Genomic DNA, 22387 nt, shown 5'->3' on the forward strand with positions numbered 1-22387 from the left:
GTCCGCAGGCGGTCGAGCAAGGAGAACGCCCCGATGAGGAGGGGGGATCTCATCGGGGCGTTCCGTTCGTGGGGCCGCGTCAGGCGGCGAGGCGCGCAGCGAGCGCGGTGGCGCGGGACCGGAGGTCCGCGTAGGTGGCCTCGTACGCGTCCGGCGTGCCGACGCGCGAGGGGTTCGGCAGCGACCAGTGAAGGCTGTCGCCGTCGTCGATCGACTCGTGCGCACGGTCGCAGACCGTGACGACCAGGTCGCCGTCGGCGACGAGGTCGCGGAAGGCTCGCGGAACGTGGCGGCCGAGGTCCAGGCCGTGGCGTTCCCCCACGGCGACCGCCCCGGGGGCGATGGCGGCCGCGGGACGCGTCCCGCCGGACAGCGAGCCGATCTCGCTGACCTGCGCCCAGACGCCCGCGGCCAGCGGGGAGCGCGCGGAGTTGCCGGTGCAGACGAACAGCACGCGGGACACCGGTCGGCGCACCGCTGCCGAACCGTGCGGGACGCCGCTCAGCTCGAGGTGCAGGTAGCTGCGGCGCCCGTCGCCGTCGGAGCGGCGTCGCGTGACCAGACCGGCCTGCTCGAGGACGCGCAGGTGGTGCGCCAGGAGCGGCCCGGAGATCCCGAGGGCGGCCCGCACCTCGCTCGGGCTGGCGTCGGACGCGGCGAGCAGGTCGACGATCGCCAGGCGGGCGACGTCGCCGAGGGCCGCGTGCTGCGTCGCACGCCGCTCGAGGTCCTGCCGCCCGGTGTTCATCGGTTCAATGTTGACTGAACCATCTGCCGTCGTCAAGATGAGCGGGTGACGACGAGCCCTGAGCCCCTGCGGTCGTCCGCGGCATCGGTGTTCCTGGTGTTCCTGCGGCTCGGGCTGACCTCGTTCGGCGGGCCGGTCGCACACCTCGGGTACTTCCGTGAAGCCTTCGTGGTGCGTCGCCGCTGGCTGCGGGACGACGCCTACGCCGACCTCGTCGCGCTGTGCCAGTTCCTGCCCGGACCGGCGTCGAGCCAGGTCGGGATGGCACTCGGGCTGCAGCGCGCCGGACTGCTCGGGCTCCTCGCCGCGTGGTGCGGGTTCACCCTGCCGTCCGCGGTGCTGCTCGTCGCGTTCGCCCTGCTGGTCTCCGGCACGCCCGACCTGGCCGGCGCCGGGTGGCTGCTCGGGCTGCAGGCCGCCGCAGCCGCGGTGGTGGCGCAGGCGGTGCTCGGCATGGCACGCTCGCTCACACCGGACCGCCGTCGGGCGACCATCGCGGCCGCCGCCGCGATCGTGGTGCTGCTCGTCCCCGGCCCGGGGCCGCAGGTCGCGGTCATCGCGGTGTGCGGTGTGGTCGGCGTGCTGTGGCTCGGTCGGGTGGTCGACTCGGTCGAGGATGTCGGAGACACCGAGGACGCCGGCTCCCAGATCGCCGTGCGCCTCCCCCGCTGGGTCGCCGTGTCGGCGCTCGTCGCGTTCGCCGCCCTGCTCGTCGCGGCACCCGTCGCCGCGAGCGGCACCGGGGCCGTTCGCCTGTTCGGGGTCTTCGCGCAGGCGGGCTCGCTCGTCTTCGGCGGCGGCCACGTCGTCCTGCCGTTGCTCGAGTCACAGACCGTGGCCACGCACCTGGTGGGCCACGCGGACTTCCTGGCCGGGTACGGCGCCGCACAGGCCGTGCCCGGGCCGCTCTTCACCTTCGCCGCCTACCTCGGCGCCGTCGCCGACGGCAGTCCGAGCGGGCTCCTCGGCGCTGCGGTGGCACTCGTCGCGATCTTCCTGCCTGCGGCACTCCTGGTCATCGGCGCGCTGCCGTTCTGGCACGTGCTCCGTGCCCTGCCGTGGGCCCGGCGCGTGCTGGCCGGTGTGAACGCGGGGGTCGTCGGGCTCCTCGCCGCGGCGCTCTGGGACCCGGTCATCACCGAGGGCATCCGCTCGGCACCCGCACTGGCGCTCGCCGTGGCCGCCTTCACCGCCCTCACCCGCTGGTCCGCTCCCCCGTGGGCCGTCGTCATCGGAGCCGGCCTGCTCGGCGCCGTCGTCCTCTGATCGGAGCACTCCGCATGCCCACCGTCCTGTTCGTCTGCGTCCACAACGCCGGCCGCTCCCAGATGGCCGCCGGCTTCCTGCAGCACCTGGCGGGTGGCCGCGTCGACGTCCGGAGCGCCGGCTCTGAACCGGCCGACCAGCTCAACCCCGTGGTCGTCGCGGCGATGCTCGAGGAGGGCATCGACATCCGGAGCGAGCAGCCCGCGCTGCTCAGCACCGATGCCGTCCGTGCCGCCGACGTCGTCATCACGATGGGGTGCGGGGACGCCTGCCCGGTGTTCCCGGGCAAGCGCTACGAGGACTGGGAGCTCACCGACCCCGCGGGGCTCGACCTGGACGCCGTCCGGCCGATCCGCGACGACGTGCGCGCGCGGGTGCAGGACCTCATCGCCCGGACCGCTCCCTGACGCGGTCGAGCAGGCGGTCGACGAGCTGCTCGCGCCACGGGACCGACGACCAGACGTGGTCCGCACCCTCGACCGCGGTGAACGTCGCCCCGCTGAGCAGTTCGCCGTAGCGCCGGCCGTACTCGACCGGGACGATCTCGTCGGCGGTGCCGTGCAGCACGTCGACCGGCCCGTCGTACCCGCGTGCCTGGGCGTAGACGTCGAGTCCGTCCCGGACCTCGTCGACGAACCCGCGCCCGAGGGCGGTCCCACCGAAGTCGAACCAGCCGCGGTCACGGACGGGTGCGAGCGGCTGCCCCTGGATGGTGTCGTGCACGGCGATGTCGTCGACCACGACCCCGGCCGGCGACCACAGGGTCAGGCTCCGGACCAGGTCGGGGACCCTCGCCGCCGCCATCGCCGACTCGACGGCGCCCAGGCTGTGGGCGACGACGTCGATCGGTGCCCCCTGGTCGTCCGAGAACGCCCGGATCATCGTGACGACCTGCTCGACCTCGTCGCCGATCGAGATGTCCGCGAACCGTCCGTCGCTCGTGCCGTGCCCGAGACGGTCGTAGGAGCGGACCGTCAGACCGGTGTCGGTCAGGGCGGTCGCGGCCTGCACGAAGAGCTGGCGCGGACCGATCGACGAGTCACCGAACCCGTGCACGAACAGCACCGCGCCGCCGGCAGCCGCGGGCGCCGACGCCGACGCCGACGCCGACGCCGACGCCGGGCGGTACTCCCACCCCCGGAGCGCCCCGCCCCGGTGCTCGAGCCGGATGCTCGTCAGGGCACGCTCCAGCGGACGTTTCGCGGTCATGCTCAGTTGCTCCGGTCGGCGAACCCGGCCGGCAGGTCGGCGGGCGCAGTGTCGACGACGGTCTCGTCGTCCTGGCCGACGAACTCGAAGAGGGTGATGTGGGCGAACTCGGGGACGACGTAGATCGGGTAGGTGGGGCCGGCGTCGCGGTACTCGCGCATCCGGTCCAGGTGGTCGTTCTGGAACAGCACGGTCTTGCTGCCGTCCTCCTCGACCCAGTGCGGGAAGAAGATCGTGCCGTGCAGCACGCGCTCCCCCGGCACCACGGTCACGACGACGCTCGTGCCGGTCGGCTCGTTCCACGACACCTTGTAGACGCCGGCGGTGAGCACCACGAGGTCGACCTGCTGGTCCTTGACCCAGCGCCCGCCGACCATGCCGGAGTGGATGCGGTAGTCGATGGTGGTGGCGTTCTTGACGTACATCTCGTACTGCCAGCCGTTGGCGTACGTGTAGATGAACCGGTGTCCGACGATGCCGGAGAGGTCCTGCGACGGGACGGGCTGTGCGACTGAGGTGGTGATCGTCATGCACCCATCCTGCGCCAAACATAGTTTTGTTGCAAACCTTTTTCGAGGACCTAAGCTGAGGACATGGGCAGCGAGCACGACACCGCAGGACTCCGGGACATCGCCCGGCGGCTCAGCGACCAGGTCGGCCCGTTCCGCCGCACCCTGCTGAACGCATCACGCCGTGACGGTGCACTGCCGGAACTGCCTGACGCCCAGATCGAGGTCCTGCGACGACTCGACGAGGCCGGATGGCTCACGCCGACGGCGCTCGGCCGGTCCCTCGGCCTCGCCCGCTCCACGGTCAGCAACCTCGTCACCGCGATGGAACGCGGCGGGCTCGTCCACCGGCGGCTCGCCACCGGTGACGGCCGCAGCACCGAGATCGCCCTGACCGAGCTCGCGTCCGAGCGGCTCCGGGTCTACGACGCCTCGGCCGAGCACGTCCTGGTCGGCGCGCTCGAACGCCTGGGCCCGGACGGGGTCGACGCGCTGCGCGCCGCGCTGCCCGTGCTCGCCGAGCTCCGTCTGGCCATCGACGAGCCCGGAGCGTAGGGATCGGCTGACAGTGCGGGTGAGCCGTCGCACAGGTCCGGACCGTCGATCACCAGCGGGAACGGGTCACCCTGGCAGCGCGTGCACAGGCCGCCCTGGAGGCGCGCACCGCGACTGAGAAGCCGGTCACGGTCGAGCGAGTGACGGCTCCAGGGCGCGCGTGGGCTTCCAGGGTCCGGTTCCATCGTTCTGCCGTGCAGACGACATCACTTCTCCCCATCATCGCCAAGGCGTGTGCGGTGGCAGCTCCGGTCGCCATCGCCGTGTCGCTCGTGGCCGGTCCGGCCGTGGCGGCCCCACTCCACACCTCCACCACCACCTCCGTCACCACGGCGACCTCCGCGCACCACACGGTGGACCGTGCGGCGCGGACGACCTCGGGTGGCACGGCGGTCTCGCGGCTCGACCGTCGCGCCGAGCAGCGCAACGAGGCCACGGTCCGGCACCTGTTCCGGTGCGCGTTCCGGTCCCCCGCGTCCGCGAAGGCCCGTGCGGCTGCACGGACCGCCGTCGCGACCGGTGCCGTCGCGCACGGTGCGACGAGCGCCTCGGGTCCGTCCGCGTTGCTCGCCGAGTTCACCGCCGACCGGTCCCGGGTGCCCGGCGCCCACGCCGTGATCAAGCACATCGCCGGTGATGCGGACCTGGTGGCCGTGCACTGGCAGATCACCGCGAAGCCGAAGGACGAACGCACCGGTGACGCTGCCGTCGACCTGTTCCGCATGCGCGACGGGCGCATCAGCGAGTGGTGGGCGCTCCGTCAGACTGTGCCGACGGGGACCCCGGCCAGCGGCAACACGAACAGCATGTTCAGCGACCTGTACCCGGCCGCGAAGCGTGACCGTCACCTGACCGAGCGGCAGGAGGAGCACAACCGGGTGCTCGCCGTGACCGCGTACGACCGACTGTTCCGCGACCACGACGTGTCCGTCCTCGACGAGAAGTTCGACCCCGCCTACCTGCAGCACAACTCGGTCGCCGCGAACGGCACGGCCGCGCTCAAGCAGTTCTTCGCCGGCAGCGCCGCGCAGAGCCTGCCGAAGCAGGAGTCCGTCATCTCGCTCGCCGACGGCGACCTGGTGTGGACGTTCTCGAAGCCGGTCGGGGCGAAGGCCGACGCCCCGTTCGGCGCGGCCGACCTGTTCCGGGTCGACGACAACCTGATCCGCGAGCACTGGGACGTCGTCCCGACGAGCTGAGGCTCGGCCGAAGGAGCCGCGCGTCTCAGGACGCGCGGCTCCGTCGCGCCCGCTCCTTGATCGCGGTGATCACGGCCGTCTTCGCCTCGGCGTAGGCGTTCATGTCGTCCCAGCTCCGATCGAGCAGCTCCCGCTTCGTCCGTTCGTACAGCGCCCGGTCGTCGGCATCGGCACGCAGGTGGTCGCGGAGGAGCAGGTACTCGTCGACCGCCGTCGCGCCCCGCTCGTAGACGTGCACGTGGACGTCGCGGGCCGGCGTCCGGACCAGGCGGTGGCCCGGCTCGCGGACACGCAGCTCGTACCCGGCGGCGAGGAGCTGGTCGAGGTACGTGGCCTCGGCGGTGATGTCGGCGACGACGACCACGATGTCGACGATGGGTTTCGCTGCCAGGCCGGGGACGGCAGTGGAGCCGATGTGCTCGACGACCGGGGCGTCCGTGCCGGAGCCGGGGAGGGCCTCCAGGATGCGTCGCCGGTGGTCGGCGAAAACCGCAGCCCACGCGCTGTCGGCGGGGTGCAGGGTCACGGTGACCGGTTCCGGGCCGCCGATGATCTCGACGGTCGTGACGTCCAGGCGGGGGTGGTCCTCGTCGTGCTGCACCCGGACATGATCGCAGCCAGTGGTCGTGGTCGCGGTCGCGGTCGTCGATCGCGTCAGAGCTTCGCGGGGAACGCCGATCCGCGGCCGATGACGGTGAGGAGCACCGCGACCGCCCCGAACACGATCATCACCACGGCGAGCACCAGCCCGTCGAAGGCCGTCAGCAGGGCGGCTCCGAACAGGCCGGCCGCGAAGATCGCGATGTTGAACGCGACCGGCAGGAACGCGCTCGCGACGTCGGCGTCCTCGCCGCCGGCGGTCGTCAGGGCGGCCTGCAGCTGCGTGGAGGACCCGCCGAAGCCGATGCCCCACAGACCCGCGGCCACCAGGACCGCGACCGGCGACGTGTGGCCGACGAGCAGCACCACCCCGGCCAGGACGAACAGGCCGACGCTGCCGTGCAGCAGGGGTCGGGGGTGCCGGTCGAGCAGCGCGCCCGTCACGACGACGCCGAGGATCGCGGCGATCCCGTAGACCAGCAGCACCAGCCCGGCGCTCAGGTCGGTGCCGGTCGCCCGCAGGTACGGCGAGATGTACGTGTAGATCGTGTTGTGCGCCACCATCCACGTCGCGATCACCGCGAGGATGACCGCGATGCCGCGGATCCGGAACACCTGCACGACGGACAGCTTCGCGCCGCTCGTCTGCCCCTGGGCGTCCGGCACGAACAGCGCGATCAGCGCCAGGACCACCACGCCGACCAGGCTCAGCCCGATGAACGACGACCGCCAGCCCAGGGCGTTGCCGATGAAGGACCCGAGCGGGGTGCCCAGCGCGAACCCCACCGGCGCGCCCGTCGACACGATCGCGAGCGACACCCCGGCGAAGCGTGCCGGGCTGATCCGCCGGGCGTAGGTGGCGAACATGCCCCAGATCGTCCCCGACATCGCGCCGGCGACGAACCGGGTGACCAGCGCGACCGCGACGTTCGGCGCGAACGCGGTCAGGGTGTTCGCGACGAGGAGCACGGCGATGGCGGCGACGATGAGCGGCTTGCGGCGGAACCCGCGGGTCAGGGCGATCGCCGGGACCGTGGCGATGACCGTGCCCATCGCGTACGCGCTGACGAACAGGCCGACCGTGCCCTCGCTCGTACCCATCCCGTCGGCGATCGCGGGCAGCAGCCCGGCCGGCATCGTCTCCATGGCGACCAGGAGGAACCCGATCGCGGCGAGCAGGGCGAGCGGGAACCAGGGCAGTCGACCGTCGGTGGCCCGGTCGGTCGTGGGGAGGTCGGAGGTCGTCGTGGTCACGGACCGACGGTAGGGGCATGGTCCGGCGGACAGGGAGGTTCGGCTGGACCCCGTTTCGCCGGAGCCTCACTGGGCGGGTGGTGGTGGGGCTTCGATGGTGGTGTCCACGAACAGAGGGAGCCCCGATGCCCGTCCGCACCAGACGCCGTCCCGCCGTGGGTCCGCACGTAGCGCTGGGTCCGCTCGCGCTGGCTCCGGTCGTCGCGCTGGTGGTGGGGGCGCTCGCCGGGTGCAGCGGCGTCGACCGCGCGGAGCCGCCGGCGTCGGCGCGTGCGCCTGCGCCTGCGTCGGCGACGGCGGCGCCGACTGCGTCCGCAGCTCCCACGATCACCACCCCGACGGAGGCCGACCCCGTGCACATCACCATCGAGCTCGACGGCGAGACCCTGACCGGCCGGTTGACCGACAGTGCGACGGCGCGCGCGCTGGCCGCCCGGCTGCCGGCGACGCTGACCTTCGCCGACTACGGCGGGCAGGAGCAGATCGCCCGGCTCCCCGCGCCGCTCGACACCACCAGCGCCCCGAGTACGAGCGATGCGCCGGCGGGCACCATCGCGTATTACGTGCCGGACCAGTCGATCGTCCTGTACTACACGGACGTCGGCAGCTTCTCGGGGATCGTGCCGATCGGCACCGTCGACGACTTCGGAGCGGTGCGCGACCTGCCGTCCGGCGCCGCCACCATCCGATTGCGCGGCTGACGGGCGTCCGCCCCCTTCCCCGCGTCCCCGCCTCCCCTCGCGTCCCTTCCATCGAACAGGAATCACACCCCATGACCGGAACCAGCACCTTCCTCATCACCGGCACGAGCCGCGGGATGGGCACCGACTTCGCCCGGACCGCCCTCGACGCCGGGCACCGGGTCGTGGCGACCGGACGCGACCCCGAGCGGGTCCGCGCCGTCCTCGGCGACCACGAGCGCCTGCTCGCCGTCGCGCTCGACGTGACCGACCAGGAGTCGGTCCGAGCCGCAGTCGACGCCGCGACCGACCGCTTCGGCGGCGTCGACGTCCTGGCGAACAACGCCGGGAGCTTCCAGGCCGGGTACTTCGAGGAGATCTCGGCCGGGCAGTTCCGCGCGCAGATGGAGACGAACTTCTTCGGAGCACTCGCGGTGACGCGTGCCGTGCTCCCGGTCATGCGACGGCAGCGCTCCGGGCACGTCATCAGCATCAGCTCCACCGCGGGCATCGTCGCCGGCGCCGGTGGGAGCGCCTACTCGGCGTCGAAGTTCGCGCTCGAGGGCTGGATGGAGGCCCTGCACGACGAGGTGGCGCCCTTCGGCATCCACACCACCGTGGTCGAGCCCGGCTTCTTCCGCACCGACCTGCTGGCCGAGGGCGACTCGACCTTCTGGGGCGACGTCGCGATCGACGACTACGCCCCGCTCTCGGCCGGGTCGAAGGAGTTCTTCCGCGGCATGCGGGGCAACCAGTCCGGCGACCCCGCGAAGCTCGCGCAGGTGCTGCTGACGCTGATCGCGATGCCCGAGCCGCCGCTGCGGTTCGCCGCCGGTGCGGACAGCGTGGCGGGGATCGTGCAGAAGGGACAGCAGCTCGTCGACCAAGCGCAGGCGTTCCCCGCGCTGTCGACGACGCTCGACCTGGATGCGTGACGACTGCCCCTTGCCAAGTTTGGCTACGGGTATTAGCCTCTGAGTTACTACCCGTAGCCGAAGGAGCCACGTCATGCTCGAAAACCTGGACACCGAGGGCGGCACGATCGCCTACGACCTCTCCGGAGCAGGCCCACTCGTGGTCCTCGCCCACGGCATGGGCGACAGCCGGCACGCCTACCGTTTCGTCGTACCGGAGCTCGTCGCGGCCGGCTACCGGGTGGCGAACGTCGACCTCCGCGGCTGCGGCGACTCGAGCACCGGGTGGGACGGCTACCAGCGCACCGACATCGCACGTGACCTCGTCGCCGTGGCCCGCCACCTCGGTGGCCCGGCCGTGGTCGTCGGGCAGTCCATCAGCGGGGGCGCGGCGACGATCGCCGCAGCAACCGCACCGGACCTGGTCGCGGGCATCGTCGAGCTGGCGCCGTTCACGCGCAAGCAGTCCGTCGACGTGGGCGGACTCCTGCGCAACCGTCGACACCGCGCCGGCACCGTCCAGCTCGCGCGGGTCATGACGAGCGGCAGCCTGCCCGGCTGGCTCGCGTACCTCGACATCGCGGTGCCCACCAAGCCCGCCGACTGGGCGACGGAACGCAGCCGCATCGAGACGATCCTGCGGCGACCGGAGCGGATGGCGGCCCTCCGCGCCATGACCCGCACGTCGCCCGCCGACGCCGGCGAGCAGCTGGGTGCCGTCCGGTGCCCCGTGCTGGTCGTCGAGGGCAGCGCCGATCCGGACTGGGCCGTGCCCCGCGCCGAGGGCGAGCGGATCCTCGCCGACCTGCCGGACGGCCTCGGCGAACTCGCCGTGATCGACGGCGCCGGCCATTACCCCCACACCGAGACGCCGGCGGCGCTCCTCGCCCTGCTGCTGCCGTTCCTCGCCCGCACGCTGCCCGTCGCAGGTCCCGTTGCCTAGGGCGGGGCTCGACCCGGCGACCGTCACCGAGGCCGCGGCGACGCTGGCCGACGAGATCGGCCTGGCCCAGCTGAGCATGAGCCTCGTCGCCGACCGCCTCGGGGTGAAGGCACCGTCGCTGTACAAGCACGTCGACGGGCTCGGCGACCTCACGCGCAGGATCGCGATCCTCGGTGCGAACGAGCTCGGTGACGCGCTCCGCGACGCCATGCAGGGGCGCAGCGGTCGGAGTGCGCTCGAGGCGGCGGTGCAGACCGTGCGCCGGAGCGTCCGGGAACACCCGGCGCGGTACCAGGCAGCCGTCAGCGTCCGGCCGACCGGTGCCGATGACCCCCTGGCGGTCGCACTCGGCCGCACCCTGGCGTCCTTCGCCGCGGCGCTCCGCGACTACCCGCTCGACCCGGCCGACGAGGTCCACGCGCTCCGGGTGCTCCGCAGCGTCCTGCACGGGTTCGCCACGATCGAGGCGTCCGGCGGGTTCCAGATGGACACCGACGTCGATGCGAGTGCAGCGTGGATGGTCGACTTCCTGGATCGCGGCTTCCGTGCCGCGACGACACGGTGACCGTCACCACGGCGGCGCGCCCGCCGAGGCCCGTCGGTCACGACCCGCTCCGTGGCGGCCTGCGGTTCCTGGCGGAGCTCGTCGCGTGGGTGGGCGTGCCGTGGGCGCTCTGGCCCCACTCGCCGGTGCTCGCGATCGCCGCCGTCCTGGTCCTCGTCGTGCCGCCGGCGGTGTTCGGGACCCCTGGTGACCGCCCCGGCGGTGACCCGCCGGTCGCGGCACCGGGAGCGGTCACCATCGCGTCGGTCCTCGCGCACCTCGTCGGGGCGGTCGCTGCAGCCTGGGTCCTGTGGCCGACGGCGGTCGCGATCGTCGTCACCGCGCTGTGCGTCGCCGTCGTCGTCTCGGAACAGCCGCGGTGGCGCGCGCTGGTCGGACGCGGGCGCTGAGCCGTTCGTAGGCTGACGCCATGGCAGCAGCAGACGAGACCGGTCCGTTCTGGCACGGCACCGTGGCGGCCCTGCGACCCGGGGAGTTCCTCTCCCCCGGTTTCCGCTCGAACTACCGCCCCGACGTCGTGATGAACCACGTGTACTTCACGGCGACCCGCGACGGAGCCGGGCTCGCGGCCGAACTCGCGGCCGAGCTCGTGCCCGGCGACCGTGAGCCGCGTGTGTACCGCGTCGAGCCGACCGGTCCGTTCGAGGACGACCCGAACGTGACCGACAAGAAGTTCCCCGGCAACCCGACCCGGTCGTACCGCAGTGCCCTCCCGCTCCGTGTGGTCGGCGAGGAGACCGGGTGGACACGGCTCACCCCGGAGGCGTTGCGCCAGTGGCGGGAACGACTCGTCGCGCTCCCGCCCGAGGAACGCGGCGAGATCGTCAACTGACCGACGTCAGGCCGCGATGATGTTCGGGGCGAACCGGCACCAGTAGTCCGTGATCGGCCCGTCGGACTCGCGGATGCCGACTCCGAAGGACTCGCCGCCCACGACCCACGACCCGAGCACCGGGTGGTTGTGTCCGTTCGACCCCGGGAAGTCCGGGAGCTCGTGGTACTGCTGCCACACCCGTTCGGCCCCGGTGCCGGGGCGCCGGTACTCGCGACCGTTCGTCGTGACCGAACCGTCGGCTCGGTGCACCGCGATGCCGTCGCCCTCGCGCCCGAACACGGGCTTCACGACGAAGTCGCGCATGCCGTTCGGACCGTCCGCGAAGGCCGGCAGCAGGTTCGGGTGGCCAGGGAACAATCGCCAGAGCGCGACGAGCAGCAGCTTGTTCGACAGGAACATCTTCCACGCCGGCTCGTACCAGCGGCCGAGCCGCCCGCGGTCGCTGACCAGGAAGGCGCCGAACTCCTCGTCGCCCTGCGCCCGGTCGTCCCCGGAGACGAGGTCCTCCCACGGGTACAGCTTGAAGAGGTTGCGGATCACCGGGTACTGGGTCCCCGGCTCGTCCCCGGGCAGCGTGAACACGCTCCGCGACGAACCGGCCGGCTCCTGGTCGCCGACGAACTGGCGGGCCGTCGGGTGCCAGCCGATGTCCTTCATCTCGATGCCGGTGTGCTCCCACCCGGCCTCCCCCGCCAGGTCGCGCATGTAGGCCACGGTGTCCCAGTCCTCGCCCGCCGTGTCGAGGTCGGAGTGCGCCACGAACAGTCGGCCACCGTCCTCGGCGCGCAGGGATTCGTGCAGCAGTGTCCGCCAGCGCGCCACCATCGCCTCGTGGATGCCGTTCCACTGGTCGGTCTCGGCGGACAGTTCGCCGGTGGTGAGCCGGTCCTGCATCCAGTGCCACTGCGTGACCGATGCCTCGATCAACCCGGTCGGGGTGTCCCCGTTGTACTCGAGCATCTTGGCGGGTGAACCGTCTCCGGCGTACGCCAGGTCGAACCGCGCGTACAAGTCGGGCTCATCGTGCTCGAGCGACCACGAGGCGAGGTCGAACCCGGCTCGCGTCAGGCCCAGCGTGCCGAGGGCGCCGGTGGCGAGGTACCGGGCGGCTTCGAGGCACATCCGGTGCAGTTCCTCGGTCTGCCGCTCGAGCGCCTCGACCTCCGGCAGCGTGAAGACGTACGCGGCGGTGTCGTTCCAGTACTCGACGGGCGTGCCGTCGTCGCGGACGGACCGCGAGTAGATCAACCCGGTCTGCTGGATCCGGCGCCGCCAGTCCGGACGCTCGGGGAACTCGATGCGCTCCATCAGCCGCCGAACCCACCGTGACCGCCGGCTCCGCCGAAGCCGCCCTTGGTGACGGAGCTCCCACCGGACGAGAGGCCGGCCTTCGCGGTCTTCCCGGCGGGCAGGGCGCTCGTGCCGCCGGAGACCGCGTCCCCCACGCCGGGGACCCTCGTGGCACGGTTGGCGAAGAGCGGCAGGAAGTACCAGCCGGCGTGCCCGCCGTGGTTGTTGCAGTCGTCGTCCGGCAACCGCTTCTCGGTCGCGTTGTCGCGGCAGATCTTCGCGTAGTCGCTGTCGACGCCGGCTCCCTCGCCACACCCGGTCAACGACGCTGCCAGGGCTGCGACCACCCCGATGGAGACGACACGGGAAGCACGGCGACGAACACTCACGAAGGGGAACAGTACCGCTCCCCATGGACCGGTGTCCGCGTCGGCACCTCGACCAGCGCAGACGATCGTCTGGCGAACCGGTAGCGTGTGCGGTGGCGGCAGCCGCCGCACACCGTCCACGAAGGGGCCGACCATGCCGCGGAGCACCGATCGGGTCCGGGCGTCTCCGATCATCCTCGCCGTGGGGATCGCTGCGCTCGCCGTCGCCATCGCCCTGCCCGCGCCGTCACCGACCACGCCGGGCCCCGAGACGATCGGCCTCGGCGCATCCGGCGCACTCGGCGCCGCACTCGGGGCACCGACCGTGACGAGTGGCGCACACCGGTTCGCGATCCGCCCACCACGGACGGTCGGCACCAGCGGAGTCGTCAGGGTGCGGTTCGCCGGACTGGGCACCCCCGGTGCCGTCGTCGTCGTCCACTACGGCAGCCCCGGGGACGACTCCGGGAACGAGCGCGTCGCGGAGATCGAGCCGGGCAGCAGCGCCGTCGGCTCGACCGGCCGGTTCGCCTTCACGGCGGCGCTGCCCGAGCTGCCCCGTGGAGCCGACCGGGCGTCCTGGAGCGCCCGCCTGATCGACCCCGCGTCACTGGACGTCCTCGGCCGCGTCGAGGGCGTTCACCTCGTCGAGCACACCGAGCACTGACCACCGATCCACGGCCGGCACGATGAGAGGGCGCGCAGGGTGCTGGCTCCCGTCCCGTCCTGCGGTTACGTTCGCTAGACGAACGTCTGGCCAGCAGTCAGCGGCGAGACCTGACCTCGAGGAGCCCCCGTGTCGACACCCCACCGCACCCCGTCATCCCGACCCGCGTCCATCGCACTCGGGGCCGCACTGCTCCTGACCCTCGGCCTCGCCGGCTGCTCCACGGCCGGATCCGCAGCGCCATCACCCTCTCCGTCCCCCGCCGCGCAGGGCGACGCTCCCGCGACGACCGACTCGTCACCGTCGGTCGACGTGACCGTCGCCGCGACGACACTCGGCAAGGTCGTCGTCGACGGCAAGGGCATGACCGCCTACTACTTCGACGCCGACGTCAAGGACTCCGGGAAGAGCACCTGCACCGGTGGTTGCGCGACCGCGTGGCCCGCGATCGAGGCGACGACCACGACACCGAAGGTGTCCGGCATCACCGGCAAGGTCGGCACCATCACGGGAGTGGACGGCGGACGGCAGATCACGATCGACGGCCGACCGATCTACACCTTCATCGGGGACAAGAAGGCCGGTGACGTGACGGGTCAGGGCGACAAGGGCGTCTGGTACGTCGTGAACCCGGACGGCTCCGAGCAGAAGAAGTAGGCCAGGCACCCCGGCGGGACGGCAGGGATGCCACGCCCGCCGGGGTCAGTCCTCGGCCTCTGCCGGGTGCCCGCCCACGCGCACGGGCTCCACCTGCTCGAGCAGCGCGTGCACACCCGGCAGACCGAGCCCGGTGAACAGCGCCGCCCACAGATCCCGGAGCTGCCCCTCGGTGTCCCGCGTCAGCCGGGCGCTCGTCCGGGCCCACATCACCCCGAAGGTCGACGTCAGCACGAGGTCCGCCGCACGTGCCCACTCGGGGTCGGTGGCCGGTCCGGTGCCACCGCTCGAAGCCGACAGGTGCCGACGGACGTAGTCGTCCCACGTGAAGACCCGTGGAATCACCTCCCCCGCACCGCGGAGTTCGTGACTCAGGCGGATCGCCCCGGCAGCCACCGGGCACCGTATGGCGTCGGAACAGGCGGACGTCAGCATGCCGAGTAAGTGCTCGAGCCCCTCGGGCTGCCGGATCAGCGAGTCGATCGCCGCCCAGCGAGCCTGCTGCCGCTCGATGACCGCGAAGGCCAGTTCGTGCTTGGACGAGAACACGTGGTAGCCGATCGCCGACTTCGGGCGGTCCATCGCGGCGGCGACCCGTGCGAACGAGGTCCCCGCGTAGCCGTGGCTCGCGAACACCGCCGCCGCAGCCTCGATGATCTGCTCGCGGGTCCGGGTCTTCGCCTGCTGCCGCTGGTTCATCGCACTCCTCGGTCGGGTCTTGGTTCATCATACGAACGTCTGGCCAGGAGTCGGCAGCGGTCACGCCGGGCGCAATGCCTCTGATCCCCTCAGCTTCAGGATTTCGCTAGACGATCGTCTGGCGCGTTGTTAGCGTTCACGCACACCGGGCCACCCCGGCCCGCACCCCCACGAACCAGAGGAGTCCCCATGCGTTCGACCCCGTCCAGCCACCGCTTCCCGTCGGTCCGCCGACTGACCGTGCTCGCGACCTGCGTCACCCTCGGCGGTGCGCTCGCCGCCGGCATCCTGGTCCCCGCGCAGGCCGGAGCCGCCACGATCTCCCACACGGCGCACGCCACACACACCTCGACCCGGGCTGCGGCCGTGGCGTTCACCGCGAAGACCCACGGCGGGCCCGACCGGAAGAGCTTCACCGGCATCACCTTCGCCGGGACCGGGAAGCCCGGCACCCTGGTCATCGTCTACTACGACGCACCGGGCAAGCCGCGGGGCCTGTTCAACAAGCACATCGCCGAGGTCACCTCGGGCGACGACGTCGTCAGCGCCAGCGGCCACTACCGCTTCACCGCAGCGTTCCCGGACTTGCCGCGCGGCACCACGACACTGCACTGGCACGCCCGTCTCAGCGACCCGGACACCCTGTCGGTGATCGGACGCGTCAACGGCACCCGCACGCTCGGCTGACCCGTGACCCGCCACGCGCAACCGGCGCTCGTCCGCACCCTGGCCGTCGCCGTGTCCCTGGCGGCCGTCGTCGGGGCCACCCTCACCTGGGCTCCGTCAGCCTCGGCCACAACGAGCGACCCCGACCGGGTCGCAGCGCCGATCATCGCCGGCACCGAGGTCGGGGTCCCCGGCGGCACCTGCACGGTCGGTGCCGTGCTGGCCGCCAAGGGGTTCCGGAGTCAGCTGAAGCAGTACCAGCGAGCGACCCGTTGGGTGGTGCTCGCGAAGCACTGCGCGCCGCTGCAGGCACCCGTGCAGCTCGCCGGCGCGACCGTCGGCAACGTGGTCTGGCAGTCCGCGGACTCGGACCTCGAACTCGCCGTCGTCCCGCCCCTGGCGTGCACCCGGGCGCGGACGGCGACCGGGTCGTGCGACCGATCGGTCGCGACCTGGACACCCCGGGCATCGGGTCGTGTGTTCAACCGGGTGGACGGGGGCCTGGTACGCGCCGCCGTCACCGGCATCGGCAAGCCAGATGCCGATCCCTTCTGCACCAGCGGGGCGGCGAGCGGGCTGCACTGCTCCTGGACGGCCACACGCGTGCCGGCAGGGAGCCATCCCGGCGTGCAGCACCTCGCCGCCGCCAGCGCCGGCGCTGGCATCGAGCCGGGCGACGCCGGCGGACCGGTGATGAGCGCCACGAACCGGTTGTACGGGATCATCTCGAGCAGCACGACGAGCACGACGGGTTCGACGGTGCTGCTCTACACGCCCGCCCGGCAGGTCCTCACCGAGCTGTTCCGGTACCGGCTGGCCCCGGCGTCCTGAGCCGCTGGCCGCTGGGTGAGCGGCTGAGCGCTGCCTCATGACCCGGACACGCCCCGGCCACCTCGCCGCCACACCGCCGACGACCCGCGCCGCGATCCTGCGGGGAGCCGGACACCACCACGTCCGGCTCCCCCCGACCCCCGGGTCCTGATCAGATCGAGGTTGCCCCGTGTCCCCGCTCCGCCGCTCCCCACTCACCCACTCCCAGCGCACCACCCGCGTCGCCACGACCGCCCTCGCCGGCCTGGCCGTCGTCGCCTCCGCCGCGTTCTCCGTCACGGCCGCCCACGCCGACGACACCCTGCAGCCGGCGTTCACCGCCGCCGACCACCCGATCGCCGACGTCCCCGGTCTGGTCAACGGCCGCGAACTCGCCGCGGTCCACGGACGGTCGGGGCAGACCGTGAACGCCCCGCGCCTGATCCGCTCCGAGTCACTCGACAAGATCACCGCCGCCGGGGCCACGACCCTGGCCGACGAATACCACGTCGACCTCGTCGTCGACCTGCGCACCCCGTCCCAGATCGCCGCGAAGCCGGACGTCGCGATCCCGGGTGCGCGCCACGTCGACATCTCGATGTTCGGCGCGGACGGCGACTACAGCGACGACACCGCGATGTACCACGACCTGGTCGACAAGGGCCGGGTCGACCAGGCGACACCCGGGTCGATGATCACCGCGTACCGCCGGGTGCTCCGGATCCTCGCCACGCACACCAGCGGCACGGTCCTGATCCACTGCTCGCACGGCATGGACCGCACCGGCACCGTCGTTGACCTGCTCGACCGGGTCCTCGGCGTGGACAGCGCGGACATCCTGCACGACTACCTGCTCTCGAACACGCAGCTCGGGGTGACCTGGGCGACCCCGCAGCTGCTGCAGGGCACCTTCGAGCAGGACATCGCGACCGAGTACGGCGGCATGGGCTCCTACCTGACCGACACGATCGGCGTGACCAAGCACGAGGCTGCCGCCCTGCGGGAGCGTTTCCTCGTGTCGAACGACGCCACCGTGTCCTCGATCGCGGTCGCCGGCGTGCGTGTCCACCTGCCCGCCGCTGCCTCGTCGCACGGTGCGACCGTGACCGCCCCGGTCCGGACGCTGCGCGTCGCCGACGTCCACGTGCACACGACGAACCCGAACGCGGCCGCCGCAGTGCACGTGTCCGGCCGGACGGCACGCATCACGGTCACCGCCCAGGACGGCACCACGACGAAGGAGTACCGCCTGACGCTCCGTCGCCCGGCGACGAAGCGCTAGCCCGGCACCCACGCCGACCGCCCGCGGCCCGCGCCGGGCGGTCGGCGTGACCAACTGTTCACCACCACCGTCGCCCGGTCCGGGCGTCCCTCCGGCTACCGTGACAGTCGTGCAGTCCTCCAGACAACGGCGCCCGCGGTGACCGGACACCCCGCCGTCCCGACCATCCACGACGTCGCCGCCCTGGCCGGTGTGTCGAAGTCGGTCGTCTCCCGCGCCCTCGCCGGCGCGTACGGCGTGGCTCCGTCGACGACCGAGCGGGTCAAGCGGGCCGCGCTCGACCTCGGCTACGTCGCGAACGCGAACGCCCGCGGCATGTCGGCACACCGCACGCACACGCTCGGGGTGTTCGTCCGCGACGCCTCCACCCCCTTCTACGGGCACCTGCTGACCGCGTTCCAGCTGCAGGCCGCGGCGCGCGGGTACCGCGTCGTCACCGCCACCGGTGCAGGGTCGTTCCCGGTCAGCGAGGAACGCCGGGCGTTGGAGACCCTGGTCTCCCTGCGCGTCGAGGGGCTCATCGTCTGCAGCGGCGCCCTGCCGATCGCCGACGTGCTGCCGTTCGCCCGACGCATCCCGACGGTGGTCTCCGGGCGCCCCGAGACGAACGACGCGGTGAGCAGCGCGTACTGCGACGAACGCGGCGGCGGACGCGGGCTCGCCGACCACGTCGCCGACCTCGGACACCGTCGCGTCGCCGTGCTGACGGTCACACCGTCCGGGTCACTGACGCAGTCGGCACGCACCGACGCGATGGTGCGTCGGCTCCGTGCGCGCGGCGCCGAGGTGCTCCGGATCCGCTCCGAGGACCACGGAGCAGACCCCGAGGACCTCGACTCGTTCCTCGAGCAGGTCCTGCGGGCCGGCGGCGTGACGGCGATCATGGCACCGAGCGACCGCTGGGCCGTCGGTGTGCTCGAGTCGATGCGCCGCCGCGGCCTCCGAGCACCGGACGACCTGTCGGTCACGGGCTACGACGGGGTCGCCCCACTCGCCACCGAGCTGCTCGGCATCACCTCGTGGCGACAGCCGCTCAGTCTGATCGGTCGTTTGTCCGTCGACGACGTGGTCGACCAGATCGACGGCCGTTCGACGGGCGTCACCCACAACGCGGTCGACGGCAGCCTGGTACCGGGCCGGACCGCCGCCCGGGTCTGACCCCCTTGCAGAACGCACCCCTGGCCTGCCCGGCCCGCTCCTCAGCCGCGACGTTCGGTCGTTCGAGAGTCCGAGTGACGATGTGGTCGGCGAACACGGTCAGCACGCGGGGAGCGTGACGCTGGCGACGGCACCCCCGGAGGGGACGTTGCGGAGGTCCGCCGTCCCGTTGGCACGTTCGGCGATGCCTCGTACGAGGGAGAGCCCGAGTCCGCTCCCGCCGAGGACGGCACGCCGTGCGCTGTCCGCCCGGGTGAAGCGGTCGAAGGCCTGTGGGAGGAAGTCGTCCCGGACGCCGGGTCCGTCATCGACGACGCGCAGCTCGAGCCGCCCGTCGGCGGACTGCTCGAGCGTGACCCGGATCACGCCGCCGTCCTCCCCCGCTGCGATCGCGTTCGCCACGAGGTTGTCGACGACCCGGGCGAACGCCGCGGGCTCGATCCCGTAGTGCTCGTCCGGCGAAGTCAGGCGGACGGCGAAGTCGATGTCGCGCAGACCGACGGACGAGACGGCGCGAGCACGGTCGATCGATCCCATGAGTTCCGTGACGAGCGCAGCGACCGGAGTCGACGGAACGGCGCCGCCTTCACCCAGTCGACTGAGTTCGAGCAGGGCGTTCGCCAGCGCGACCAACCGGGCGGCATCGCTCTCGGCTGCGCGCAGCGCACGTTCGAGGGCCACGGCATCGCCGGACGAGCGATGCGCGAGTTCGAGCCGCGCGGTCAGTGCCGCCAGCGGCGTGCGGAGTTCGTGGCTCGCATCGGAGACCATCCGCCGCTCACGCTCGGTGTTCTCGCGCTGCCGGTCGATGAAGGTGTTGAGGGTCCGGGCGAGTGCCGCGAGTTCGTCGTCGGACGCCCCGACGGGCAGGTGTCCACCACCGTTCCCGGCACTGAGGTGCTCGGCGATCCGGCGCATCCGCCCCACCGGGCGGAGGGCGAGCGTCGACAGCAACCACGCCGTCGCGGCGAAGGCGAGCAGCGCCAAGACCGTGCCGACGACCAGTGACCGGTCCACCCGCGCCACCGTCTCCTCTCCGGCCCGACCGTCGTGCGCGGCCCAGACGACGAACGACCCGGCGGCGTTCCGCACCGGCACACCGACGACCGTCACGACCCGGTGTGCGGTGTGGAGTCTCAGCGTGTCGCCGTCATCCGGCACCGTCGAGGGCAGCGCCGCACGGACGTCGCGCGGCAGGGAGTCCACGACCCATCCGCCGGACGACGACCGGATCCCGACCAGGACGTCCTCTGCCGGACGGTCCGGCGCCTCGTCCGGGTTGCGCCGGAGATCGGAGACGAAGGGCGCGGCGTCACCGGAGGCGAGGGACCGGTCGGTCGCGAGCGTCGCGCGTTCGATCTGCACGTGCAGGACGACCGCGACCCCGGAGAGCACGACTGCACCGACCATCAGACTCCCGAGGGTGATCCGGGCACGGATCGACAGACGGCGCAGGAACCTCACCTCGCCGACACGACCTCGAGGGCGTACCCCACGCCGCGCACCGTCCGGATCACGACGTCAGCGCCCGAGGCCTGCAGTTTCTTGCGGAGGTAGCTGACGTACTGGTCGACGATGGTCGGATCGAAGTGCTCGGGGCTCCCCCAGACCTCCTCGAGCACCTCGGTTCTGGTGCGCGTGTCAGGGGCGCCCTGGATCAGGAACCGCAGCAACGAGAACTCCTTGACGCTCAGCGGCAGGTCCCGCCCGCGCACCGACGCACGCACGGCCAGGGTGTCGAGCCGCACCGACCCGGCCTCCACGATGGTCACCCCACCCGCGGCGCGACGCCGCAGGTGCGCCCGGATCCGCGCGTTGAGCTCGGTGATCGCGAACGGCTTCGTGAGGTAGTCATCCGCCCCGGAGTCCAGCCCGAACACCCGGTCGTCGACGGCGTCCCGTGCGGTCACCAGGATCACCGGGAAGTCCTGGCCGAGCTCACGGAGCCGCCGACAGACCTCGAAGCCCGTCATCCCGGGCAGCATGACGTCGATCGCCGCCGCCTCGAACGACTGGGCCCGGGCCTGGACGAGTGCGGCGATGCCGTCGGTCACGACCGTGACCACGTGTCCTTCACCGGTCAGGCCGCGCTCGACGAGGGCACCCATCTCCGGGTCGTCCTCCACCACCAGGATGTTCGCCATCTCAGACGACCCCGCTCGTGCCGAGCAGGGACCCGATGACGAAGGTCGCCGCGAGGGCCAGGGCTCCACCGACGACCACCCGGGCGGTGGCGCGGCGCAGCGAGCCTCCGCCGATGCGGGCTCCCGTGGCTCCGGTCAGGGCCAGCGCGAGGAGGACGACGACGAACGTCGCGGGCACCCGGATCGCCTCCGGGAAGAGGAGGATCGCCAGGAGCGGAAGGAGCGCGCCGATCGAGAACGCTGCGGCGGATGCGAACGCGGCGTGCCACGGGCTGACCACCTCGTCCTCGTCGATCCCGAGTTCGGTGGTGAGGTGTGCGGCGAGGGCGTCGCGCTCGGTCAGTTCCGAAGCCACCTGTTCGGCCGTTGCTCGTCGGAGACCGCGGGCCTGCCAGAGCTGCGTGAGCTCCTCGAGCTCGGCGGCCGGGTCGTCGGCCAGTTCGCGGCGTTCCTGCTCGATGAGGGACTGCTGGCTGTCCTTCTGGCTGCTCACCGACACGTACTCGCCGAGCGCCATCGACACCGCGCCGCCGACGAGGGCCGCGATGCCGGCCGTCGCGATCGCCGGCACGGACGACGAGGCACCGGCGACGCCGACGACGATGGAGGCCGTCGACACGATCCCGTCGTTCGCGCCGAGGACTCCGGCGCGCAGCCAGTTCAGACGTGCCGCGAGGTCGCCGGTGTGCGCTTCTCCGGCGTGCGGCTCCGCGGTGCTCATGGTCTCAGCGAACCATGTCCGGGACGCCCTGTTCGTGTGAGGTTTCGAACGATCCGAGCCGCCAGATCCTGTTGTCTGGTCGAACCGCGCCTGCACCGTCGGGCGCTCGACGTGAAAGGCCGTCATGGACTGGCAGTTCGGCGGGATACCGCTCCACCCCCTCTTCGTCCACCTGACCTCGGTCGCCGTCCCGGTCGCGGCGTTGACCGCGATCGTGGTCGCGGTGTGGCCCGCGGCACGACGGTGGCTCGCAGTCGGCGCACCGATCATCGGCCTCATCGCCCTCGTCTCGGTCCCCCTGGCGACGTCCTCGGGTGAGTGGCTCGAGCACCGAGAGCGCGAGAGCGCACTGCTCGAACGGCACACCGAACTCGCCGACGGCCTGCTGCCGTGGTCGATCGCGGTCTTCGCGCTCCTGCTGCTGTGGTGGGCCTGGCACAGGTTCGCGACCGACCGGGTGACGAGCGGCGGGGCGCTGCGCGCGGTCGCGGTCGTGGGTCCCGTGCTGCTGCTCGCCGCCGGCGTCGTGTCGATGATCGAGGTCATCGTCATCGGACACGCGGGCGCCGCGTCCGTCTGGAAGGGCTGACCGCACGGACAGCGACGGCACCTGCTCGGCACCGCCGACACCCATCGTTCACCGTTCCG

General features: G+C 72.3%; 28 protein-coding genes. 17 read left to right on the forward strand and 11 right to left on the reverse strand.

The window, feature by feature from the left end; translation table 11 throughout:
• Positions 1 to 79: 79 nt before the first annotated feature.
• On the reverse strand, positions 80 to 748 hold the full coding sequence (locus DEJ04_RS09410; protein ID WP_111046905.1) for an ArsR family transcriptional regulator: 669 nt from the start codon (positions 746 to 748) through the stop codon (positions 80 to 82).
• 45 nt (positions 749 to 793) lie between these two features.
• Between DEJ04_RS09410 and chrA the strand changes: the two genes are divergently transcribed.
• On the forward strand, positions 794 to 2014 hold the full coding sequence (gene chrA / locus DEJ04_RS09415; protein WP_111046906.1) for a chromate efflux transporter: 1221 nt from the start codon (positions 794 to 796) through the stop codon (positions 2012 to 2014).
• 14 nt (positions 2015 to 2028) lie between these two features.
• The gene (locus tag DEJ04_RS09420) at positions 2029 to 2421 is read left to right on the forward strand and encodes an arsenate reductase ArsC (RefSeq protein WP_111046907.1); all 393 of its coding nucleotides are present in this window, start codon (positions 2029 to 2031) and stop codon (positions 2419 to 2421) included.
• Here DEJ04_RS09420 and DEJ04_RS09425 read toward each other — a convergent pair.
• Positions 2399 to 3223, reverse strand: coding sequence for an alpha/beta hydrolase (locus DEJ04_RS09425; protein WP_111046908.1), 825 nt, complete (start codon positions 3221 to 3223; stop codon positions 2399 to 2401). The two genes, DEJ04_RS09420 and DEJ04_RS09425, sit on opposite strands and share 23 nt — an antisense overlap.
• A gap of 2 nt (positions 3224 to 3225) precedes the next feature.
• Positions 3226 to 3753, reverse strand: a complete 528-nt coding sequence (locus tag DEJ04_RS09430) for a phenolic acid decarboxylase (protein ID WP_017885669.1) — start codon at positions 3751 to 3753, stop codon at positions 3226 to 3228.
• A 63-nt stretch (positions 3754 to 3816) separates the two neighbouring features.
• Between DEJ04_RS09430 and DEJ04_RS09435 the strand changes: the two genes are divergently transcribed.
• Complete coding sequence (locus tag DEJ04_RS09435; RefSeq protein WP_017885670.1) at positions 3817 to 4287, forward strand: MarR family winged helix-turn-helix transcriptional regulator; 471 nt, start codon at positions 3817 to 3819, stop codon at positions 4285 to 4287.
• A 239-nt stretch (positions 4288 to 4526) separates the two neighbouring features.
• Positions 4527 to 5486, forward strand: a complete 960-nt coding sequence (locus tag DEJ04_RS09440) for a nuclear transport factor 2 family protein (protein ID WP_111046909.1) — start codon at positions 4527 to 4529, stop codon at positions 5484 to 5486.
• A gap of 25 nt (positions 5487 to 5511) precedes the next feature.
• Here the strand turns inward: DEJ04_RS09440 and DEJ04_RS09445 are convergent, their stop codons facing one another.
• Complete coding sequence (locus DEJ04_RS09445; RefSeq protein WP_111046910.1) at positions 5512 to 6087, reverse strand: GrpB family protein; 576 nt, start codon at positions 6085 to 6087, stop codon at positions 5512 to 5514.
• 53 nt (positions 6088 to 6140) lie between these two features.
• Positions 6141 to 7340, reverse strand: a complete 1200-nt coding sequence (locus DEJ04_RS09450; RefSeq protein WP_258371342.1) for an MFS transporter — start codon at positions 7338 to 7340, stop codon at positions 6141 to 6143.
• Positions 7341 to 7693: 353 nt separating this feature from the next.
• On the opposite strand from DEJ04_RS09450, the gene DEJ04_RS18405 reads away from it, so the two are divergent.
• The 6 genes from DEJ04_RS18405 (at position 7694) to arr (ending at position 11274) form a co-directional block, all read left to right on the forward strand.
• Positions 7694 to 8041: a cyclophilin-like fold protein gene (locus tag DEJ04_RS18405; RefSeq protein WP_181437782.1), complete on the forward strand. Its 348-nt coding sequence runs from the start codon at positions 7694 to 7696 to the stop codon at positions 8039 to 8041.
• A gap of 71 nt (positions 8042 to 8112) precedes the next feature.
• Positions 8113 to 8955, forward strand: coding sequence for an SDR family NAD(P)-dependent oxidoreductase (locus tag DEJ04_RS09460; RefSeq protein ID WP_111046913.1), 843 nt, complete (start codon positions 8113 to 8115; stop codon positions 8953 to 8955).
• A 73-nt stretch (positions 8956 to 9028) separates the two neighbouring features.
• Positions 9029 to 9877, forward strand: a complete 849-nt coding sequence (locus DEJ04_RS09465; protein WP_111046914.1) for an alpha/beta fold hydrolase — start codon at positions 9029 to 9031, stop codon at positions 9875 to 9877.
• Positions 9870 to 10442: a TetR/AcrR family transcriptional regulator gene (locus tag DEJ04_RS09470; protein WP_111046915.1), complete on the forward strand. Its 573-nt coding sequence runs from the start codon at positions 9870 to 9872 to the stop codon at positions 10440 to 10442. The genes DEJ04_RS09465 and DEJ04_RS09470 overlap by 8 nt, the downstream gene beginning before the upstream one ends.
• Positions 10439 to 10831, forward strand: coding sequence for a hypothetical protein (locus tag DEJ04_RS09475; RefSeq protein WP_111046916.1), 393 nt, complete (start codon positions 10439 to 10441; stop codon positions 10829 to 10831). The genes DEJ04_RS09470 and DEJ04_RS09475 overlap by 4 nt, the downstream gene beginning before the upstream one ends.
• A gap of 20 nt (positions 10832 to 10851) precedes the next feature.
• Positions 10852 to 11274 (forward strand): NAD(+)--rifampin ADP-ribosyltransferase, encoded by a 423-nt coding sequence (gene arr / locus DEJ04_RS09480; protein ID WP_071244431.1) that lies wholly within the window; start codon positions 10852 to 10854, stop codon positions 11272 to 11274.
• A 6-nt stretch (positions 11275 to 11280) separates the two neighbouring features.
• Here arr and DEJ04_RS09485 read toward each other — a convergent pair whose 3' ends face one another.
• Positions 11281 to 12585, reverse strand: coding sequence for a glutathionylspermidine synthase family protein (locus DEJ04_RS09485; RefSeq protein ID WP_111030207.1), 1305 nt, complete (start codon positions 12583 to 12585; stop codon positions 11281 to 11283).
• Positions 12585 to 12956, reverse strand: a complete 372-nt coding sequence (locus tag DEJ04_RS09490; protein ID WP_258370571.1) for a tRNA-dihydrouridine synthase — start codon at positions 12954 to 12956, stop codon at positions 12585 to 12587. The genes DEJ04_RS09485 and DEJ04_RS09490 overlap by 1 nt, the downstream gene beginning before the upstream one ends.
• A gap of 133 nt (positions 12957 to 13089) precedes the next feature.
• Here DEJ04_RS09490 and DEJ04_RS09495 point away from each other — a divergent pair, with 133 nt between their 5' ends.
• A complete protein-coding gene (locus tag DEJ04_RS09495) occupies positions 13090 to 13602 on the forward strand; it encodes a hypothetical protein (RefSeq protein WP_111046917.1) in 513 nt (170 codons plus the stop codon).
• 129 nt (positions 13603 to 13731) lie between these two features.
• Positions 13732 to 14259: a hypothetical protein gene (locus DEJ04_RS09500; RefSeq protein WP_111046918.1), complete on the forward strand. Its 528-nt coding sequence runs from the start codon at positions 13732 to 13734 to the stop codon at positions 14257 to 14259.
• A gap of 45 nt (positions 14260 to 14304) precedes the next feature.
• Here DEJ04_RS09500 and DEJ04_RS09505 read toward each other — a convergent pair whose 3' ends face one another.
• Complete coding sequence (locus tag DEJ04_RS09505) at positions 14305 to 14958, reverse strand: helix-turn-helix domain-containing protein (protein WP_111046919.1); 654 nt, start codon at positions 14956 to 14958, stop codon at positions 14305 to 14307.
• A 189-nt stretch (positions 14959 to 15147) separates the two neighbouring features.
• Here DEJ04_RS09505 and DEJ04_RS09510 point away from each other — a divergent pair, with 189 nt between their 5' ends.
• The 4 genes from DEJ04_RS09510 (at position 15148) to DEJ04_RS09525 (ending at position 18874) form a co-directional block, all read left to right on the forward strand.
• Positions 15148 to 15645 carry a hypothetical protein gene (locus tag DEJ04_RS09510; protein ID WP_111046920.1) on the forward strand — a complete coding sequence of 166 codons (498 nt, stop codon included), beginning with the start codon at positions 15148 to 15150 and terminating at the stop codon, positions 15643 to 15645.
• A 3-nt stretch (positions 15646 to 15648) separates the two neighbouring features.
• Positions 15649 to 16455: a trypsin-like serine protease gene (locus tag DEJ04_RS09515; RefSeq protein ID WP_111046921.1), complete on the forward strand. Its 807-nt coding sequence runs from the start codon at positions 15649 to 15651 to the stop codon at positions 16453 to 16455.
• Positions 16456 to 16624: 169 nt separating this feature from the next.
• Entirely contained in the window at positions 16625 to 17716 is a 1092-nt protein-coding gene (locus tag DEJ04_RS09520) for a tyrosine-protein phosphatase (RefSeq protein ID WP_111046922.1), read from the forward strand.
• Between the two features lie 138 nt (positions 17717 to 17854).
• The gene (locus DEJ04_RS09525) at positions 17855 to 18874 is read left to right on the forward strand and encodes a LacI family DNA-binding transcriptional regulator (protein ID WP_111046923.1); all 1020 of its coding nucleotides are present in this window, start codon (positions 17855 to 17857) and stop codon (positions 18872 to 18874) included.
• Positions 18875 to 18973: 99 nt separating this feature from the next.
• Here DEJ04_RS09525 and DEJ04_RS09530 read toward each other — a convergent pair whose 3' ends face one another.
• The 3 genes from DEJ04_RS09530 to DEJ04_RS09540 are packed head-to-tail and all read right to left on the reverse strand — an operon-like array spanning position 18974 to position 21739.
• Positions 18974 to 20284: a HAMP domain-containing sensor histidine kinase gene (locus tag DEJ04_RS09530; RefSeq protein WP_146248684.1), complete on the reverse strand. Its 1311-nt coding sequence runs from the start codon at positions 20282 to 20284 to the stop codon at positions 18974 to 18976.
• A 50-nt stretch (positions 20285 to 20334) separates the two neighbouring features.
• Positions 20335 to 21018 (reverse strand): response regulator transcription factor, encoded by a 684-nt coding sequence (locus DEJ04_RS09535; protein WP_111046925.1) that lies wholly within the window; start codon positions 21016 to 21018, stop codon positions 20335 to 20337.
• Position 21019: 1 nt separating this feature from the next.
• Positions 21020 to 21739, reverse strand: a complete 720-nt coding sequence (locus DEJ04_RS09540; protein ID WP_111030217.1) for a VIT family protein — start codon at positions 21737 to 21739, stop codon at positions 21020 to 21022.
• Positions 21740 to 21863: 124 nt separating this feature from the next.
• Here DEJ04_RS09540 and DEJ04_RS09545 point away from each other — a divergent pair, with 124 nt between their 5' ends.
• Positions 21864 to 22328: a DUF2231 domain-containing protein gene (locus DEJ04_RS09545; RefSeq protein WP_111030218.1), complete on the forward strand. Its 465-nt coding sequence runs from the start codon at positions 21864 to 21866 to the stop codon at positions 22326 to 22328.
• Positions 22329 to 22387 lie beyond the last annotated feature (59 nt).

The organism is Curtobacterium sp. MCLR17_044, from assembly GCF_003234435.1.
GTDB lineage: Bacteria > Actinomycetota > Actinomycetes > Actinomycetales > Microbacteriaceae > Curtobacterium > Curtobacterium flaccumfaciens.

Coding starts and splice junctions, on each gene's coding strand:
- DEJ04_RS09465 (WP_111046914.1), top strand. CDS start 9,029: ATGCTCGAAAACCTGGACACCGAGGGCGGCACGATCGCCTACGACCTC.
- arr (WP_071244431.1), top strand. CDS start 10,852: ATGGCAGCAGCAGACGAGACCGGTCCGTTCTGGCACGGCACCGTGGCG.
- DEJ04_RS09435 (WP_017885670.1), top strand. CDS start 3,817: ATGGGCAGCGAGCACGACACCGCAGGACTCCGGGACATCGCCCGGCGG.
- DEJ04_RS09510 (WP_111046920.1), top strand. CDS start 15,148: ATGCGTTCGACCCCGTCCAGCCACCGCTTCCCGTCGGTCCGCCGACTG.
- DEJ04_RS09505 (WP_111046919.1), bottom strand. CDS start 14,958: ATGAACCAGCGGCAGCAGGCGAAGACCCGGACCCGCGAGCAGATCATC.
- DEJ04_RS09530 (WP_146248684.1), bottom strand. CDS start 20,284: ATGGTCGGTGCAGTCGTGCTCTCCGGGGTCGCGGTCGTCCTGCACGTG.
- DEJ04_RS09485 (WP_111030207.1), bottom strand. CDS start 12,585: ATGGAGCGCATCGAGTTCCCCGAGCGTCCGGACTGGCGGCGCCGGATC.
- DEJ04_RS09495 (WP_111046917.1), top strand. CDS start 13,090: ATGCCGCGGAGCACCGATCGGGTCCGGGCGTCTCCGATCATCCTCGCC.
- DEJ04_RS09545 (WP_111030218.1), top strand. CDS start 21,864: ATGGACTGGCAGTTCGGCGGGATACCGCTCCACCCCCTCTTCGTCCAC.
- DEJ04_RS09540 (WP_111030217.1), bottom strand. CDS start 21,739: ATGAGCACCGCGGAGCCGCACGCCGGAGAAGCGCACACCGGCGACCTC.
- DEJ04_RS09425 (WP_111046908.1), bottom strand. CDS start 3,223: ATGACCGCGAAACGTCCGCTGGAGCGTGCCCTGACGAGCATCCGGCTC.
- DEJ04_RS09410 (WP_111046905.1), bottom strand. CDS start 748: ATGAACACCGGGCGGCAGGACCTCGAGCGGCGTGCGACGCAGCACGCG.
- DEJ04_RS09430 (WP_017885669.1), bottom strand. CDS start 3,753: ATGACGATCACCACCTCAGTCGCACAGCCCGTCCCGTCGCAGGACCTC.
- DEJ04_RS09535 (WP_111046925.1), bottom strand. CDS start 21,018: ATGGCGAACATCCTGGTGGTGGAGGACGACCCGGAGATGGGTGCCCTC.
- DEJ04_RS09420 (WP_111046907.1), top strand. CDS start 2,029: ATGCCCACCGTCCTGTTCGTCTGCGTCCACAACGCCGGCCGCTCCCAG.
- DEJ04_RS09460 (WP_111046913.1), top strand. CDS start 8,113: ATGACCGGAACCAGCACCTTCCTCATCACCGGCACGAGCCGCGGGATG.